Here is a 15,908-nt window from a genome sequence, read left to right on the forward strand (position 1 = left end):
GAGCTCATCGATGCGGCAGAAGGTGGTCCGGGCGGGGCAGCCGGCGTCGGCCAGGCCGCGGTTCCAGACGAGCAGTGTGAGATCGTCCATTGTCGGAGGACCTTGATCCCCACCCGGCCATCGCCGCGCACACTGCCCATGCCCCAGGTACGACAGACCATTTCAGGAGCCGATGATGGACGACGAAATCCAGCTGATCAGCGACGGCGACGGCCTGGCAGTCATCGGGAGTCCGAAGGTTGTCGAACGCTTCCTCGCCTCCGAGGGACTGCCGTCGAAGGATCTCGGACTGCCCAGGCTCGGATCGGCCCTCGGCGCCGTGGCGGGAGCCGCGCAGGCAGGATCCGAGATTGCCGCCAACTCAGGTCGCTGGGTGAAGCTGACCGAGTAGTCCGCGCAGGCTCTCAAGAAGTACGAGCTCATGAAAGGTTCGGATGCCGATGTCAGCCGTGCCGTGTTGATGGAGAAAGGTAAGATTAAGGGACACCTCGAATTTGCGAGAACGTCCGGATCGCGGCTGACCAACCCGGCGGTTCTGGCTGGTGCCGCGGGGCTCATGGCGCAGCTGGCCATGCAGCAGACCATGGGCGAGATCACCGACTATCTCGCCACGATCGACGAGAAGGTCGACGACGTGCTCCGCGCCCAGAAGGACGCGGTGCTGGCGAACATGATCGGAGCGGGCCTCGTCATCGACGACGCCATGACCATCCGAGAGCAGGTGGGCCGGGTCTCCGAGGTCACGTGGTCGAAGGTGCAGGCCACGCCGATGACGATCGCGCAGACCCAGGCTTACGCGTTGCGTCAGCTCGACGCGCTCGCAGAGAAGATGGAACACAAGACCAGGGTCGGCGATCTTGCCAGGGCTTCCAAGGACGCCGAGTCGGCAGTCCGGGAGTGGCTCGCCGTTCTGGCTCGCTGCTTCCAACTGCACGACATGATCGCGGTGCTTGAACTCGACCGCATGCTGGATGCGTCGGCGGATGAGCTGGACCGGCATCGCCTCGCACTTCGGATTGCCCGGCAGAAGCGGATGGAACTCATCTCACGCACCACCGAGCGCCTGATGGCCCGCGTGGATTCGGCTGTCGGCACGGCCGACAAGAAGGTGCTGCTGCACCCGGGCGCGTCCCCGGCGGTGGTGCGTTCGAGAAACCAGGTCGCGATCGCCGTCGCCGACTTCCACGCCCGGCTCGGGATCGACAGCGGTCGGCAGTCACTGGACCCGCGACGGTGGGTGGACGCGGCCGCGGAGGCGAAGAACAAGGCGCTTGCGACGGGAGCAGACGGCGTCGACGCCGCCCGGCGCCTCGGTATCGAGACCTTCGACCGGGCCCGATCGGTGACGGGCAAGCTCCCGACCGGGATTCCCGGGCGAGTGCTCCGTCGGCGCGCGGACGACGAGGAAGGCTGAGACGCCGGCACAAATGCGCCGGCGGCGGGCCGGTCGCTGCTGGAGGCCGGCGGATTCGGGCCCGACCTGCACCCTCGATTGCGATGGGCCCCATTGACCTGTCGAAAACGGTGGTCATCGCCGACGTGCTGCGGCATACCCAGCGCATCACCGCGGGCTGGCTGGTCGACCGCGACGCCCACTGCTTCCTGACGGCAAGCCCGAGCAGCCGGCGCTGTCAGCCCGGCTCTCCACTCTGCCGTGGGCCCAGGTCCACACCACGGCCGATCCCACGAGCCCTATCCGCGGCCACGATGATGCCGAGATCCGGATCGTGAAGGCCATCGAGATCCGCGCCGATCTCGGTTTCCCACCCGCCTGCGAGACCACCCGCCTCGGTCCACCGCCGTCTCATGTGGGCGCAGACCGCTCTGGCTACGCCGTGACTCGCTGAGCATCGGAACTGCTGCCAGCCTGTTCGAACCCCGCTGCAGAACCAGGCCGAAGGTCGTGGTCGGTTCGTAGCTGTACGACGAGACCCCGGGCTGTGCGGGCGCCGACGTGGAGACGTTTCCGAAGGGTTTCAGCGGATATCGGCCGGCGATGGGCCTGCCAGTGAATGGCATCCTCGACGCGGGCCCGGTCGAGAAGCTCCTCATCGGATACGCGCCCCGCTGCTCACGATAGCCGGCCCAGGTCGCTTCTCGTGGGCGCGGCATCAGATGGCCTGCCAGCAGCGGGTCCGGTTGACCCGCATGACCTGCTGCTATCCCAGTTTGGTTTGGGAACGTCGACAGCGGAATCTGCTCGCCGTGGCGCGCGGTGACCTGCAGGGCTTGGAGGAGTTCCGGGCCGATGTGGGACCAGCCAATGAGCAGGCAACAACCGACCGCGTCGAACGCCGCGCGGCCGTAGTGGCCTTCGATGATCGGTTCCGCGGTATTCAACGCGAGCGTGACGAGACTACAGAAGATCAGGAGTCGTTGCGCCGGTCTGATCTGCTCCCGGCTGGCGCCGGCAAGGGCAAGCTGACGGATCGCAACGAGTAGAGCGACAACGGAAAGATCAACGGCCGGCGCGACTATTAAATAACCCTTGAGTTCCGCATTGCTGCTGAGATCGCACTGGCAGGCGATCCTCACGGGGACAGGGCCTCCCTGTGTCCTTCGCGGCCGAGGTCGCGTGTTGAAGACGCTTCAGGCTTCCTGAAGTCCTACCGTCGCTGCCGATCGTCCGGTTGTCGTCGTGAAGGTGAGGGACGCGGGTTGGGCCTGGCAGTGGTGCGGGATCTCCGCGAGGCGCGTGCGCCCGCGAGCCCGGACGAGGTCACGGAGTTCGAGACGGATGTGCTGGCCGGGTTCGTGCTGGCGCGGGCCGCGGCGGGTCTGGCCGACAAGACGATCCGCTCCGACGTCGGACACCTGGAGCAGATCCGGTCCTGGTTCGGCTGTCCATTATGGGAGATGGCGCCTTCCGATGGGGATGTCTATTTTGGGCAGGTCCTGCGCCGCGCGGCGCAGGCAACCCGGTCGTCCCGAGCGCAGGCACTGAAAACCTACTTCCTGTTCCTGGAACTGCGCCACAAAGTCGAGATCCACAACATGACCGGCCACATCGTGGCGTGCCCGATCGACGAGATGAACCGGCCGCGCGGGCAGACCGGTGCCTCGTTGCGTATACCGCCGAGCCAGGCACAGATTGATGCGTTGTTTACCGGGTGGCGTGCCGAGTTGGCTACCTGCCGCAAGTTCGCCACCGCCGCGCGTAACTACGCGGCGGCGCGGCTGATGTCCGAGGTGGGCCTGCGCGTCAACGAGGTGTGCAACCTCGACCTGGACGACATCAAGTGGGACCTCGGCCGGTTCGGCAAGCTGCACGTCCGGTGCGGTAAGGGCTCGCGCGGAAGCGGGCCGCGGGAGCGGATGGTTCCTCTCATCCGGGGCGCGGACCGTACACTGCGCTGGTTCGTCGAGGACGTGTGGGGCCACTTCGACAATGATCATACCCGGCCCGGCAACCCGCTGTTCCCCTCGGAACGCCGCAACGGCGACGGAACATGCGTACGCGTCGGCGACGACGCCCTGCGCAACGGTCTCGTCGAGGCCGCATCCCGTCATCTGCCGGAATGGCAAAACGCACTCACGCCGCACGTGCTGTGGCACTTCGCCGCCTCCCAGTTCTACCTGACGGGAATGGACCTGATCGCTATCCAGGAGGTCCTTGGTCATCGCTGGGTCGCAACCACGATGCATTACGTCCACGTGCATCGCGGTCACATCGAAGACGCGTGGGTGGCCGGTCAGCAACGGGCCGCCGACCGGCTGAAGGGACGGCTGCCATGAGCAGAGAACTCCCCGCCGCGCGGTGCCCACCCGCGATCCGCTCACCGCCGAGGTCGCCGTCAGGCTGCCGAACGACTGAAAGGGGGCATGGCACTGTGCGGTGGAACCTGCGGCTGGCCGCTGCCAACCGGGGCATTTGGAAGGCCAGCGAGATGCAGCAGCTGCTCGCCGAGCATGGCTTGGTCATCAGCGCCGGGAAGATGTCGGGCCTGTGGTCCGGGCAGCCGGCCAGCATCAAGCTCGACGACCTCGATGTCATCTGCGCGGTTCTCGGCTGCCCGATCGGCGAACTACTGATCCCCGAGCCCGACAAGGTCACCCGACCCGACAGCGCCGACCAGCCCGCAGTGGCGCAGGCCGCGGCCCGGCCGGTGACCCCCAGACGCCGGGACGGACGCTCCCTACCGCCGATGTGACGATGACCTGGATCCGTGACGGTAAGCCGCCGACCAGCTGCGGCGACTGCCTGGCCTGGGGCGTCTTCGGGGGCCGGTACTGCCCGGCCTGCGCCAACTTCCGACAGCGGTTTCCCCGCGGCACGTGCGCCGGCTGCGCCCGCCTTCTCCCTGTGAAACGGGGCTACTGCCGGCTGTGCTGGAAACAGGCCACACTGGAAACCGCCGGGCGTTGGGCACCCGCCATCCAGCCATTCCTGGAAGCCGTCCGCCACCACCAACTGTTTCTCGCCAGCCTCCACCACAGCGTGCCAGTTCCGGCCGGCCGGCGCCTCGGCAAGAACAGTCGAAACGCGCCGGGCCTCACCTCACCCGCCGAAAATCCCGGCCGCGCCGTGGCATGGGTGCAACTTCGGCTAATCGACCTGCCGCGGGACTTCACCCGGTTCGACCGCCACAACGCCGACCTCACCAACCCACTGCTGGTCGACGCCCGCCGACGCGCCCGCGCCATGGGCGAAGCCCGAGGATGGACCCGCCGCGTCCACACCGATGTCGACCGGGCGCTGGTCATACTCCTGTCCGGGCTCGCTCCCGGCGAGAAAGTCCGCTACTCCGACATGTTTCCCGCTCTCCAAGCACGTTGGATCAGCGTGGAGCGGACCGTTCAGGCGTTGGACCATCTCGGGCTGCTCGACGATGACCGGCAGTCCACCTTCGACGCCTACCTCGAGCACAAACTTGACGGCATCACCCCGGGCATCCGTCGCGACGTCGAGGACTGGATCCGAACCCTGTACGCCGGCGGCCCGCGAACCCGCGCGCACAGCAAAAACACCGCCTACGGCTATCTCAACGAGATCAAACCCACCCTGCTGGACTGGTCGACCCGGTTCCATCACCTCCGCGAGATCACCGGCGACGACATCCAGAAGGTCATCAGCTCCGTCCACGGCAACAAACGCGACCACACCATTGTCGTGCTGCGATCCCTGTTCGATCACTGCAAGAAAACCGGCACCATCTTCCGTAATCCCGTCGCGCGGCTACGCGCCGGCCGCAAACACTACAACCTCATCCTCCCGCTCCACCCCGAGCGGGTCAGCATGGTTCTTGATGCCGCGACCAGTCCCGCAGCCCGGCTCGTCGTCGTCCTCGCCGGAATCCACGCCGCCCGCAACAAGACAACCCGCCACGTGCAGCTCGACGATGTCGACCTCGGCAACCGCCGCCTCGTCATCGCCGACATAAACCGACCACTCGACGACCTCACCTACCATGCCGTCCTGGACTGGCTCGCCTACCGCCGCGACCGATGGCCCAACACCGCCAATCCCCATCTGATAGTCAATGGACAGACCGCGCTGGGACACGGTCCCGTCAGCGACAGCTGGCTATCCCTGATCGTCCGAGGCCTGCCCGTCACCCTCGAACAACTACGCGTCGACAGACAGCTCGACGAGGCCCTCACCCACGGCCCCGACCCCCTCCACCTCGCCGCCGTCTTCGGCCTCGACCAGAACACCGCCATGCGCTACGCCAACGCCGCCCGCCACCTCCTCGAGTCGCTCGCCGAGCGGCACACTCCCGACGGTTCAGCAGGAACCCAAGGGTCAACCACCGGTCCAAGCACCGACCGACCCGCGAGTTCGCGCTGAAAAGCCTTCAGATCGCGTGAACCCACGGGGATTCAGTGGAGCGATGTAGGCGGGAACGCCCAGCCGGATTCCCAGGGACCACACATTACCCAGCCCGAACAGGAAGCTCAACGCGACAACGCTGCCGATCAGCATGGTGACCGCGCGAAGAGCGAACGGCCGGGTTGCCGGGCCGGCAGGTGGGGTAGAACCTGTGTCGTTCATCGCCCGGCCCCCGCCTGACCTGCGAGAATGAGGTCACCGGACAGGGTTACCGGTGATGGGGTAATGGTTCGAGTCCCCGCACCGACACATGCCGCATAACTGGCAGAACCCTACCCGCCGTCTGTGCGGTCGTCTGTCTGTGTGCGGCCGGTCCGAGCGGCGATGGCGGCGGACCGGTTGTCGCTTGTCAGCCGGAACATGAGGCGCTCGAGAATCGGCAGGATTTCCGTGACGTCGGTTTCCCGTCCGCGAACCGGCCGATGGCGACGTAGATCATGTTGGTGAGAATGAGATCGAAGTCCGCCAGATACTGCGGGTCGCCGCCTTCGGCCAGTGCACTCGCGACGGGCCGGAGGGCGTCCGCGACCTGCTGGTCGAGTCGCTTGCCGCTGGGCGTCAACCGGGCCCGGTGGTACGCCACCCAGCATGCGCGGTGATCGCCGGCGCCGATGAACCGTTTACCCAGCCGCCTGCGCCGCTTATCGGTCCTCGTCCTCCGCGCCACCGGCGCAGAGCGCCAACGGGGCGCCGGGCATGAAGGACTACTTCGCCTTCCGGAACAGCGAGGGCGGTATTTACGACCGTAAGCTCGTCCTCTCCGATCTGATCGACGACCCGCTTGGACAGAACAAGCAGGGCGCACTGAAGATCATCGCGGGCAATGACACCTTCGCCACGTTCGGTGCCCCGCAGCTGGCCACCGGGTGGCCCGACCTCGCCAAGGCAGGCATCCCGAACTACGTGGACCCGTTCTTCCCGGCGGACATGACCGGCAAGGACTCGATCTTCGCTTCGGTCGGTGTCACCTGCATCCCCTGCACCACCGGATGCACACCTACTCCACCAAGCTCCTCGGCGCGACGAAGATCGCGGCCATCGGCTACGGCGTCTCCGACAACTCGAAGCAGTGCGTGGACTCGATCGTCGCGACGATCAAAAAGTACAACGGTGACACGGGCCAGGAGATCGCCTACTCGAACAACTCGTTGCCTTTCGGCCTGCCGAACGGACTCGAGCCGGAGGTGTCCGCGATGAAGCGGGCGGGCGTCCAGGCGGTGATCACCTGTTTGACATCAACGGCTCGACGACACTCGAGACCGAGCTCGACCGGTGGGACCCTCCTTCACCCGGGCATCGGTGATCGCCGCCACGAACAAGTTCACCGACCACAGCGCGGACGGCCTGGTCAACCCGACCGACTGGAGCCGCCAGCACGAGGCGCCCGCCCAGGACAAGCCGTTCGTCTGCTGGTCCAACGCCAACCGCGACTGGTCCGAGCCGAAGCCGACCAGCTTCGCCTGACCGAACCGCCGCTCGGGGGAGCGGGCACCACCAGAGGCGGTGGGATGTCGTCGACGCGAGCGATCGGCGGCATCCCACCACTTCACGTCGGCGGTCTACCGTGGGAAGAGCCTGCCCCAGGGTGCCGCTGCGTCTGGCGAGGTGGACGGTGGATGAGGGATCGCTGTACGAAGTGCTCGGGATCGTCCGCACCGCGACCGACGCCGAGATCCGGGCCGCCTACCGCCGCGCGGCCAAGCACGCCCATCCGGATGCGGGCGGTTCACCCCGGTCGTTCCAGCGGGTCCATGCGGCGTATCGGGTTCTGGGCGATCCTGCCCGCCGGCATGCCTACGACCTGGGAGTCGCCCGGTCGGCCGAGGCCAGGGCCCGGCCCGGCGCGTCCCCGTCCACCCCGTCCACCCCGGCTGACGCGGGCGGCCGCGCGGGCGGAGTGAGCCGGCCCGTCAGCCGGGCCGATGGCGGTGTTCCCCACCCGGACGCGCGGGAGCGGCGCCGCTACCTCATCGCGATGGCCGTGTGCCTGCTGTTGTTCGTGCTGGCGGGAACAGTCGTGCGGCTGTTCTCCGTCCCGGCGGCGCTGGGAATGATGATCCTCGCCATGGTCATCCCGCCGGCTGCGGTGATCTCCGTCAGCCGCCCACCGCCCCACCGCTGACCGGAGCCCGCCGCACCCGGCGTCCAGCTCGCGGCCCGGCGACATCCTCGTCACCAAGTACGCGCGTAGCGCCTTCACCGGGACGGGTCTGACGCAGCGGCTCCAGGGTGACGAGGCCATCCAGGTGACCGTCGTGGGTATCGTGACGGGTACCACCCAGGACGTTCCGGCCCTCCTCGCCAGCCGGTCATGACCGCGACGGTCCGCCCGCCCGCGCGCCGTTCGGGTGTTCTGCGAGTGCGCACTGGCTGTCCTGGCGCTGCGGGATCGGGCTGCGTGCCGCCCGGGAGCATTTGGCCACGGCCCGCGCCCTCGAGCAGCTCCCCGCGGTGCGGGCGGCGTTCACCGACGGGACGGTCTCCTACTCGAAGGTCCGGGCGATCACCCGGATCGCCGACCCGACCACCGAGCGCCTCTGGCTCGAACACGCCCTGCACCGCACCGCAGGCCAGCTGGAACGCCTCGTCCGCACCCTCCGCCAGACCACCACCGACCCGGACGACCGTGCCAGGACACAGGCGGCCCGGCGGGTCTCCTGGCGCACGGACGACAACGGCATGCCGCACCTGACCGCGGTCCTGCCTCCCGACGAAGGCACCCAACTCATCACCGCACTCGACGCCGCCCGCACCAGCCTCGACACCACCACCGACTCCGGCACCGACGCGGGCCAGCCGCCTCCCGACAGGGAGGTCGCAGCCGTGCCGCGGGACCGCCGCCGCGACGCCGACGCACTGCTCGACACCCCACAGCCACACCCCCCACAGCCCGGGCCCGGGTCGCGCGCGGAGATCTCACCCGCGACCGGCCTGTCCCCCACGGTCCTGCGCCGGCTCGGTTGCGACGGGCTGATCCGCGCCCTGCTCACCGACACCCACGGCAACCCGCTGCGGCCGGGCCGGCGCCGCCGGCCACCGAACCGGCAGCTGCGGGACACAGTCCACGCCCGGGACAGGGGCACCTGCCAGTACCCCGGCTGCGCACACACCCGATGGCTGCACATCCACCATCTCGTTCCCTGGACCGAGGGCGGCGGCACCGACATCGACAACCTCACCCTCGTCTGCGGCGAACACCACCGCACCCTGCACGACGAGGACACCAAGCTCCGCAGAACCACCGCCGGGCGGATCGTCGCCCTGCTCCCCGACGGCCGCACGCCCGACCCGGCGCCGCCCGCCAATCCGGGGGCCCGACCCGCCGAGGTCCTCACCGAGGCCACTCGGCACGTGGCACCAGACGCGATCGCCACCCGGAACGGCGGCCCGTTCCACCTCGACGACTCGATCCGCGCACTCCTGCGAGATCACGCCGCGTGAACCACCACCCACCCACCCACCTCATCGGCCCGGGGTGATGCCGAGGGTCCGGGCCACAACGGACAAAGTCGGGCAGGGATATACGTCGAGGCAGGCGGCGCACTTCCCGTCGACGTCGTGGTGCAGCTCGGTGAGCTCGCGGGCGCCGCTGGTCCAGGGGAGGATGCGGGCCGGGCTCCACTGGGCGATGTGCTCGGCGACCGCGGGCGCGACCCCGGTCATGCCCACGACCTGCCGGGCGTTCCAGATGGACGCCCCGGGAACGTCGCGAGCGGTCTGTTCGAGCTGATCCAGGCGGGCGAGAACATGGGCGCGCAGATCCGTCACGACAACGATCCTGCCGGGGGCCGAAGCCTGGGACGCCGGACCTTCGGCCCGTCGGTGGGATCCGCCGGGGAGCTGTCAGCCGGGGCGGCTCGCGGCCTTCCGTACCGGGGGCGGTGACCATGCTCCGCACAGGACCGCGGGGTCGGGTGCGTAGAGCCGCATCGTGACACCCAGCGGGCCGAGCGGGGCCGGCAGCCAGTTCGATTCCCGAACGGATCCGGGGGACGCATCTGGATATGGAGATCGAGCGATCCGTCAGCGTTGTACGTCAGCGGATCCCTGTCTCCGAGGGCGAACCGGTTGAGCCGGTTGGCCACCTGGAAGCCGCGTTCGTCGTACATCGTGATCGACCAGAACGCGGAGACCGGAGGGAGCTCGTCGCGCTCGAAGTGGAGCACGTAGTCGACGGATCCGTCGAGCGGGTCGCCGTCCGCGTCAGTGAGCAGCAGCGGGTAGACGGCTTCCTCTGCGGGGTTGGCGCCGAGACCGATCATCGCGACGGCGGCCCGTTTCATGTAGTAGTTGCCGTAGACGCCGATCGAGTCCGTGTTGGTCTGCCATCCGTCGGACACGGTCGCTATTGTCGAAACTCGCGTGGTCATCGCTTTCTGAGCGGTCCGGGGCGCCGCTGCGACGGCATCCCGAACGGCCCGGCCCTGGCGGTTCGGGTCGAAGGACTCGCCGGGAACCAGGCCGAGCGCGCGCATTCTCCGGATCTGTGACCAGTCCGTGACATGTGGCGGGTGAAGCTTCATCAGCTCTGCCGCGCGCCTGAAGAACTCCTCGCCGGTCATGGCGTTGATGACGTCCAGGGGCGGCGTCGTCATGTCGATGTCCGGGTCGACAGCCCGGGCGGTCGCGGCGATCGGAGCGCGCCCCCAGTCCGCGAGGTGGGAGAGCTGGAATCCGTCCTGCACCTTGTGGACGGTGTCGTAGTCGGCCTCGCCGTTGGTCTGCGTCCGGCCGATGATCCAGACGTGCGGAGTCGGAGCGTCGATGCGTCCCACGCCCGCCGGCAGGCGCCCGCTCCACCCGGCCGGCACCAGCGCCCAGTCCGCCGCGGCCGTGCCGCTGGAGCGCTTTCCGGGGGTGGCGAAGACATCCGTCCACATGTCGAGAATGGGCAACATGTAGTAGCGATTATCCGTGTCGGGTGCGGAGACCACCACCGGTCCTTCGGTCAGATCCACCCAGGCCGAGGAGTAGAGGGTGTCGAAGTTCGGCCGGACGACCATCCTGAAATCGGCGTCGGGAAACTCCCGAATATGTGCGAACTGGTTCATCGGGGCCCGGCCCGGCGCCACTCCGGGCTCGACGTTGGTGGCTTGGAGTCGGGTCAGCTCCATGGTCACGAGCGGATAGGCGAAAATGTACGCTTCGACTGCTATGGCAGCCACCTGATCCCGCTGTCCGGTCATGAGTTCCTCCCCATTCCGGCTGACCACCAGACGATGACGGAACGATTCCCCGACGATCTGGGTATCAAGTCCTCCGGCGACGCCTGATCTTCAATATGCCCCTGGTTGCACGCGGGGGCATGATCGTCCGCTGTCGGTGGGAGCCGGGGCGCCGGTGGGCGGCACGCACAGGACCTCGGCACCAGGCTTCGCCCGGACGGCACCGGGCTGCGGCTCGACGGGACCAAGTACTACAGCACCGGGTCGATCACCGCGCGGTGGATCGGCGTCAGTGCGCTCGACGAGGCTGACCGCCTGGTGCTGGCGTTCGTCGAACGCGACGCCCCCGGAGTCTCGGTGGACGATGACTGGGACGTCATGGGCCAGCGCGCCACGGTGAGCGGCACGACGACTCTGCGGGCCGTACCGGTCGACCCTTCGCTGGTCATCCCGTACCACCGAGCCTTCGAGGTTCCTCAGCAGCTGGGGGCCCGGGCCCAACTCGTGCACGCCGCGATCCAGGTCGGGATCGCCGGCGGCGCCCTGCGGGACGCCGGTGAGTTCGTCCGCACCCGGGCCCGGCCGTTCTTCGAGGCCGCGCGTGGAGGCTGGGTCGATTCGGCGGCGCAGGATCCGCACACGATCCTGCGCTACGGCCGGCTGGCCACCCGGGTGCGGGCCGCGGAGGAGCTGCTGCGTTGGGCCGCCGACCGGTTGCACGAGGTCGGGCGATCCCCGCGGGACGCGCGGCAGGCCGCGGAAGGCTCGCTCGCGGTGGCCCAGGCGAAGGCGTTCGGCAGTGAGGTCGCCGCGGAGGTGGCCAGCGATCTGTTCGCGCTGTCCGGCGCCAGCGCCACCGACGAGCGCCACGATCTGAGTCGACACTGGCGCAACGCCCGCACCCACGCCAGCCACGACCCGGTGGACTGGAAGTACCACCATGTCGGGAACTTCCTCCTCAACGACGTGCTGCCCCCCAACCACGGCCAGCTCTGAAGCGGCGACGTCCGGCAACCCCGGCCGGTCCGGAGTGCTTCAGCCAGCGGAGTACAGATGGATTGGTAGCAAGTTGTGGTGATGGTCATCGCGTCGAGAGCACCGAGGGCCATCTCATCGCTGGTGCAGAAAACGACGTCGACCGGCCGGGATGAGTCCGCGAACTCGGCGAGACGCCGCTGGACGATGTCACGGGCACGGCGGCGGGCGAACTCCCCGGTGTTGTCGACGACAACGTCAACATTACGGTACCGTTCCCGCGGGTCCGCGACGAACCTGTCCTGCCGACCGGTCTGCTCCTTCCCTTTTCCGGACCTGTTGTTGGCAGTACTCCGCCGGCGGCTGCCCGCGCGCGGCGAACTGTGCCATGTCGACCGGGCGCGCTTCGGCTCGTAACACCGCCTCGACCGCGGCCTGGACAAAGGACCGGTCCCGCGGGAACGCGGCCATATCAGAGGTATGGCTGATGAAGACGGTTCCCCTGCCGGCCACACCCGCACGCTACTCCGGGAGTTGCCATGGTTCGACAGATGGAAGGTGAAGAGTTCTACCGGCCGATCGGATTCAGCGTAGGGAGAGCCTCCGGAAGGAGCCCTCCGGCCCGGTTCAATTCACCGACCACACCCGGCCTGGTGTCCGGTGAGTGGCAGGCCGAGCATGTGGGCCAGCCGGCAGCCGGCTCCGTCGTGGGCGCCGAGGCGGAGCCGAAAGCCGCCGCTGAGCCGGCGACCGCGGCCGGGTCGATAGGTTGGTCGGCATGACGACGAGCGGCCTGCCGCGCGTCCGCGTCGCCCAGGCCGCCGACGCGGGCAGATCGCGCGTCTGCTCCGGGCGTTCAACGCGGAGTACGACGAGCCGGCGCCCGAACAGGGCTGGCTCGCGGATCGGGTCGCGCTGCTGCTCGGCCAGGGCGCTACGGCCGTGCTGCTCCTCGAGGCGTCCGCGGACCGGGACGACGCGGCCGGGCTCGCCCTGACGCGGTTCCGGCCCTCGCTGTGGGACGACGCCGACGAGTGTTATCTGGCTGAGCTGTACGTCCGGCCCGAGCTGCGGGGTCGCGGGCTGGGCCGGATCCTGCTCACGGCGACGATGGAGCACGCGAGCCGGCGTGGGGCGACGTACATGGACCTGACGACGACCAACGCCGACACCGCCGCGGTCGCGCTGTACGAGAGCGTCGGCTTCGACCGCCACGAACGCCGCGGTCCGGGCACGGACTCGTACTACTTCGAAATAGATCTGCCCGGCCCTGACAACTGAGGCGGCGCGCACGCGGGGAACCGCGCGGTACGCCATGGCACTCGGGCACCGTCGGCGCCACGTAAATGGCTCTGTTCCAGTACGGCACATATGCTGTTCGCGATATGGTGGAAGTCCCGAAGAACAGACTGTGTGCAGAGTCGGGACAACGGTCGACAGCGACGCGTGTCCCATGGTGGACGTCAGTTGATTCTGTCGCCGGGCCGGCCCATCCCCGATGCGGATCGAAAAGCAGAGACCGAGGAGCGCGGAATGACAAGGACGCCGACGCCGGCGCCGAATGCGGGAACCATCACCGACCTGGAGGCCGCGGTCAGGCAGGAGCGCGCCGGGCGGGTGGCGATTCATGCCGACGAGCTGCCGCCGATCCCGGGGCTCACCATCACGGACCATCTTGTTCCCGGCTCCGATGACGACGTGAAGGTACGGGTGCGTGTTTACCGCCCCGAAGGCCGGCCCTCCCCGCTGCCGCTGGCCGTGTACATGCACGGGGGCGCCTTCGTGCTCGGCAGCCTCGACATGGTTCATCAGGGCGTCGCCCAACTGGCTCTCGGTACCGGGGCGGTGATCGTGTCGGTCGGGTACCGTCTCGCCCCCGAGCATCCTTTCCCCGCCGGCCTCAACGACTGCTACAGCGCCCTGCGATGGGCCTCGGCGCATGCCGAGGAGCTGGGCGCCGACCCGGCCCGGATCGGACTGGCCGGGGTCAGCGCGGGTGCGACCCTGGCACTGGGGGTGGCCCTGCTGACCCGCGACCGCGGCGGGCCGGCGGTACGTTTCCAGAGTGTGGTGATGCCCACCACGGACGACCGGCTGGAGACACCTTCCATGCGGGACGCCGTCGACACTCCGGTCTGGAACCGCCCGCTCGCCGTCCAGTGCTGGCGCCTCTACCTCGGCGAGGGCGTGACCGAGGCCGACCAGTACGCGGCTCCCGCCCGGGCCGACGACCTCACCGGGCTGCCCCCGACCTACCTCGCCGTCGGCGGCGAGGACCCGCTGCGCGATGAGGGGATCATTTTCGCGCTGCGGCTCATGCAGGCGGGGGTGCCGGTTGATCTGCACGCCTACGCGGGCGCGGCGCACGGTTTCCGTGACCTGGACATCGACACCGCGCGGCGCGCCCAGGAGGAGCAGATCTGGGCCCTACGGCGCGGCCTGGCCGCCGACTGACCGAACTACCGGGCCGGCCTGAACTACCGGGCCGGCGTAGCGCCCGATCCAGCCGGGCTGGGTCGGGCGCTACGCCGCGCCTAGGGGCCGCACTGTTCTGGGCGAGGTCAGGCGACCCCGGTCGACTCCGCCGTTGCGTTCGGAATCGGTGCGTTCGGAACCGTTGTGTTTGGAACCGCTGTGTTCGGGACCGCTGTGCTGGGAATCGATGTGCTCGGCGCGGGCACCGTTACGTGCGGGTACGCACGCACCGTTACGGACCGCGGGCGGGTACCGCTGAAGCGCCGGACGGCGGGCATCTCGATGAAGTTGTGCATCAGCCAGGCCAGGAACAGCGAGACGACGAACGTCAGCAGGATCAGCCCGAGGCCGTCCACGACCGGCCGGGAGGGGTCAGGCCGTGCCCAGTGGGTGACGCGGCCGATGACCAGCCAGTGGATCATGTAGAAGGCGAAGGAGAGGTTGCCGAACCAGACCAGCACCGGATGACGTACCCATGAGCGCTTCTTCTCGACGTCGGCCAGGGCGAGCTCGGCGAGCAGCGGGGCGGTCCACAGGGTCGCGACGCCGCTGACCCCGAACAGGTAGGGCACCGCGAAGGTCGACACGAGGTAGCCCGCGAAGGAGAGCCCGACCGCGGCCGGCAGGCCGATCGGCCGCCAGCGGCCGGCGAGCACGAGCTTCGCGAGCAGCACGCCGAGGACGAACTCCAGCCCCCTGACCGGGGGGAAGAACCAGATGAACCAGATCTGGTTGTAGGAGTAGTCGTCGCCGCCGAACCCGATCAGCCGCGGCTGGTCGGACAGCACGTAGTACGAGAAGAAGGTCGCCCCGACGATCAGCGCGGCCACGACGCCGGTGCTGAGCCAGAGCCGCTCGTCCCTGATCCGGTTGACGGTCATCAGCAGGAACGGGAACGAGAGGTAGAAGAAGAGCTCGGCGGACAGCGACCAGGAGACGCCGTTCAGCGACACCACCCGGGCGACGTCCGGCACCCAGGTCTGGACCAGGAACAGGTTGGGCAGCCAGTGGTCGAGGGGGATGGCCTGTGAGCTGGAGAGCAGGATGACCACGGCCAGGGCGTAGGTCACCAGGTGGTTCGGGAACACCTTGACGACGCGCCGGCGCCAGAAGCCCACCACGGTGTCGTTGGCGCTCGCCGTCCAGGTGAGGACGAAGCCGCTCAGCGCGAAGAAGAGGCCCAGCCCCCATGTTCCGCCGCGGTCGATGATGTCGGAGATCGTGTCACCGGTCCCGCCACCGATGTAATGGTTCTCCCACTGGGCGTGGAAGAGGAAGACCAGCAGTGCGGCCGGAGCCCGGATGCCGGTCAGTGAAGGCAGTACGGGCACCGAAGGGGTGTGACGCATGCGCGTATCACGTGCCTTTCGCGGCCCGGCAACACAGCGTCGAGGAAGCCCCCTGAACCTGGCTCGACACTGCCCGCGGGCGTCCGGGTGGCTGATGGGAGCTCAGTATTGTGT

13 protein-coding genes and 4 pseudogenes are annotated in these 15,908 nt (G+C 68.5%); 12 read left to right on the plus strand and 5 right to left on the minus strand.

Annotation, left to right across the window (positions count from 1 at the left end; translation table 11 throughout):
- Positions 1 to 172 precede the first annotated feature (172 nt).
- Both FRANEAN1_RS42215 and FRANEAN1_RS16650 read left to right on the plus strand, forming a co-directional pair.
- Complete coding sequence (locus FRANEAN1_RS42215) at positions 173 to 391, plus strand: hypothetical protein (protein WP_020460984.1); 219 nt, start codon at positions 173 to 175, stop codon at positions 389 to 391.
- 165 nt (positions 392 to 556) lie between these two features.
- The gene (locus FRANEAN1_RS16650) at positions 557 to 1,414 is read left to right on the plus strand and encodes a hypothetical protein (protein WP_198145531.1); all 858 of its coding nucleotides are present in this window, start codon (positions 557 to 559) and stop codon (positions 1,412 to 1,414) included.
- A 414-nt stretch (positions 1,415 to 1,828) separates the two neighbouring features.
- Here the strand turns inward: FRANEAN1_RS16650 and FRANEAN1_RS43520 are convergent.
- A pseudogene (locus FRANEAN1_RS43520) lies at positions 1,829 to 2,481 on the minus strand (hypothetical protein); the annotation flags it as partial.
- A 177-nt stretch (positions 2,482 to 2,658) separates the two neighbouring features.
- Between FRANEAN1_RS43520 and FRANEAN1_RS16660 the strand changes: the two are divergent.
- From FRANEAN1_RS16660 to FRANEAN1_RS16670, 3 genes are all read left to right on the plus strand, one after another.
- Complete coding sequence (locus FRANEAN1_RS16660; RefSeq protein ID WP_020460987.1) at positions 2,659 to 3,735, plus strand: site-specific integrase; 1,077 nt, start codon at positions 2,659 to 2,661, stop codon at positions 3,733 to 3,735.
- A 95-nt stretch (positions 3,736 to 3,830) separates the two neighbouring features.
- Positions 3,831 to 4,151: a helix-turn-helix transcriptional regulator gene (locus tag FRANEAN1_RS16665; protein ID WP_020460988.1), complete on the plus strand. Its 321-nt coding sequence runs from the start codon at positions 3,831 to 3,833 to the stop codon at positions 4,149 to 4,151.
- 383 nt (positions 4,152 to 4,534) lie between these two features.
- Positions 4,535 to 5,788, plus strand: coding sequence for a hypothetical protein (locus tag FRANEAN1_RS16670; RefSeq protein ID WP_157472673.1), 1,254 nt, complete (start codon positions 4,535 to 4,537; stop codon positions 5,786 to 5,788).
- 391 nt (positions 5,789 to 6,179) lie between these two features.
- Here FRANEAN1_RS16670 and FRANEAN1_RS16675 read toward each other — a convergent pair whose 3' ends face one another.
- Positions 6,180 to 6,413 (minus strand): hypothetical protein, encoded by a 234-nt coding sequence (locus tag FRANEAN1_RS16675; protein ID WP_049795689.1) that lies wholly within the window; start codon positions 6,411 to 6,413, stop codon positions 6,180 to 6,182.
- A 689-nt stretch (positions 6,414 to 7,102) separates the two neighbouring features.
- Here FRANEAN1_RS16675 and FRANEAN1_RS37180 point away from each other — a divergent pair.
- The 4 genes and pseudogenes from FRANEAN1_RS37180 (at position 7,103) to FRANEAN1_RS43530 (ending at position 9,271) form a co-directional block, all read left to right on the plus strand.
- Entirely contained in the window at positions 7,103 to 7,294 is a 192-nt protein-coding gene (locus FRANEAN1_RS37180) for a hypothetical protein (RefSeq protein WP_020460992.1), read from the plus strand.
- A 148-nt stretch (positions 7,295 to 7,442) separates the two neighbouring features.
- Positions 7,443 to 7,952, plus strand: coding sequence for a DnaJ domain-containing protein (locus FRANEAN1_RS16685; RefSeq protein ID WP_020460993.1), 510 nt, complete (start codon positions 7,443 to 7,445; stop codon positions 7,950 to 7,952).
- A 236-nt stretch (positions 7,953 to 8,188) separates the two neighbouring features.
- Positions 8,189 to 8,680 (plus strand): annotated as a pseudogene (locus FRANEAN1_RS43525) (DUF222 domain-containing protein); the annotation flags it as partial.
- Positions 8,654 to 9,271: an HNH endonuclease signature motif containing protein gene (locus tag FRANEAN1_RS43530; RefSeq protein ID WP_347177237.1), complete on the plus strand. Its 618-nt coding sequence runs from the start codon at positions 8,654 to 8,656 to the stop codon at positions 9,269 to 9,271. The pseudogene FRANEAN1_RS43525 and the gene FRANEAN1_RS43530, both read left to right, overlap by 27 nt.
- Before the next feature lie 21 nt (positions 9,272 to 9,292).
- Here the strand turns inward: FRANEAN1_RS43530 and FRANEAN1_RS16695 are convergent, their stop codons facing one another.
- Together FRANEAN1_RS16695 and FRANEAN1_RS16700 are read right to left on the minus strand one after the other, a co-directional pair.
- Complete coding sequence (locus tag FRANEAN1_RS16695) at positions 9,293 to 9,598, minus strand: DUF6221 family protein (RefSeq protein ID WP_020460995.1); 306 nt, start codon at positions 9,596 to 9,598, stop codon at positions 9,293 to 9,295.
- Entirely contained in the window at positions 9,595 to 11,016 is a 1,422-nt protein-coding gene (locus tag FRANEAN1_RS16700; RefSeq protein WP_020460996.1) for a DUF1254 domain-containing protein, read from the minus strand. Before FRANEAN1_RS16700 ends, FRANEAN1_RS16695 begins: the two co-directional genes overlap by 4 nt.
- A 153-nt stretch (positions 11,017 to 11,169) precedes the next feature.
- Between FRANEAN1_RS16700 and FRANEAN1_RS16705 the strand changes: the two are divergent.
- The 3 genes and pseudogenes from FRANEAN1_RS16705 to FRANEAN1_RS16715 all read left to right on the plus strand — a co-directional run.
- Positions 11,170 to 11,991, plus strand: a pseudogene (locus FRANEAN1_RS16705) (acyl-CoA dehydrogenase family protein); the annotation flags it as partial.
- 810 nt (positions 11,992 to 12,801) lie between these two features.
- Positions 12,802 to 13,251: pseudogene (locus FRANEAN1_RS16710) on the plus strand (GNAT family N-acetyltransferase); the annotation flags it as partial.
- A 252-nt stretch (positions 13,252 to 13,503) separates the two neighbouring features.
- Positions 13,504 to 14,424 (plus strand): alpha/beta hydrolase, encoded by a 921-nt coding sequence (locus FRANEAN1_RS16715; RefSeq protein WP_020461000.1) that lies wholly within the window; start codon positions 13,504 to 13,506, stop codon positions 14,422 to 14,424.
- Between the two features lie 107 nt (positions 14,425 to 14,531).
- Here the strand turns inward: FRANEAN1_RS16715 and FRANEAN1_RS16720 are convergent, their stop codons facing one another.
- Positions 14,532 to 15,794, minus strand: coding sequence for an acyltransferase (locus FRANEAN1_RS16720; protein WP_020461001.1), 1,263 nt, complete (start codon positions 15,792 to 15,794; stop codon positions 14,532 to 14,534).
- Positions 15,795 to 15,908: the final 114 nt, after the last annotated feature.

Source organism: Parafrankia sp. EAN1pec, from assembly GCF_000018005.1.
Classification (GTDB): domain Bacteria; phylum Actinomycetota; class Actinomycetes; order Frankiales; family Frankiaceae; genus Parafrankia; species Parafrankia soli.

Bases quoted from the DNA above. Each gene is read 5' to 3' on its own strand.
- FRANEAN1_RS42215 (WP_020460984.1), top strand. From the start codon at position 173: ATGATGGACGACGAAATCCAGCTGATCAGCGACGGCGACGGCCTGGCA.
- FRANEAN1_RS16650 (WP_198145531.1), top strand. From the start codon at position 557: ATGGCGCAGCTGGCCATGCAGCAGACCATGGGCGAGATCACCGACTAT.
- FRANEAN1_RS16700 (WP_020460996.1), bottom strand. From the start codon at position 11,016: ATGACCGGACAGCGGGATCAGGTGGCTGCCATAGCAGTCGAAGCGTAC.
- FRANEAN1_RS16715 (WP_020461000.1), top strand. From the start codon at position 13,504: ATGACAAGGACGCCGACGCCGGCGCCGAATGCGGGAACCATCACCGAC.
- FRANEAN1_RS16720 (WP_020461001.1), bottom strand. From the start codon at position 15,794: ATGCGTCACACCCCTTCGGTGCCCGTACTGCCTTCACTGACCGGCATC.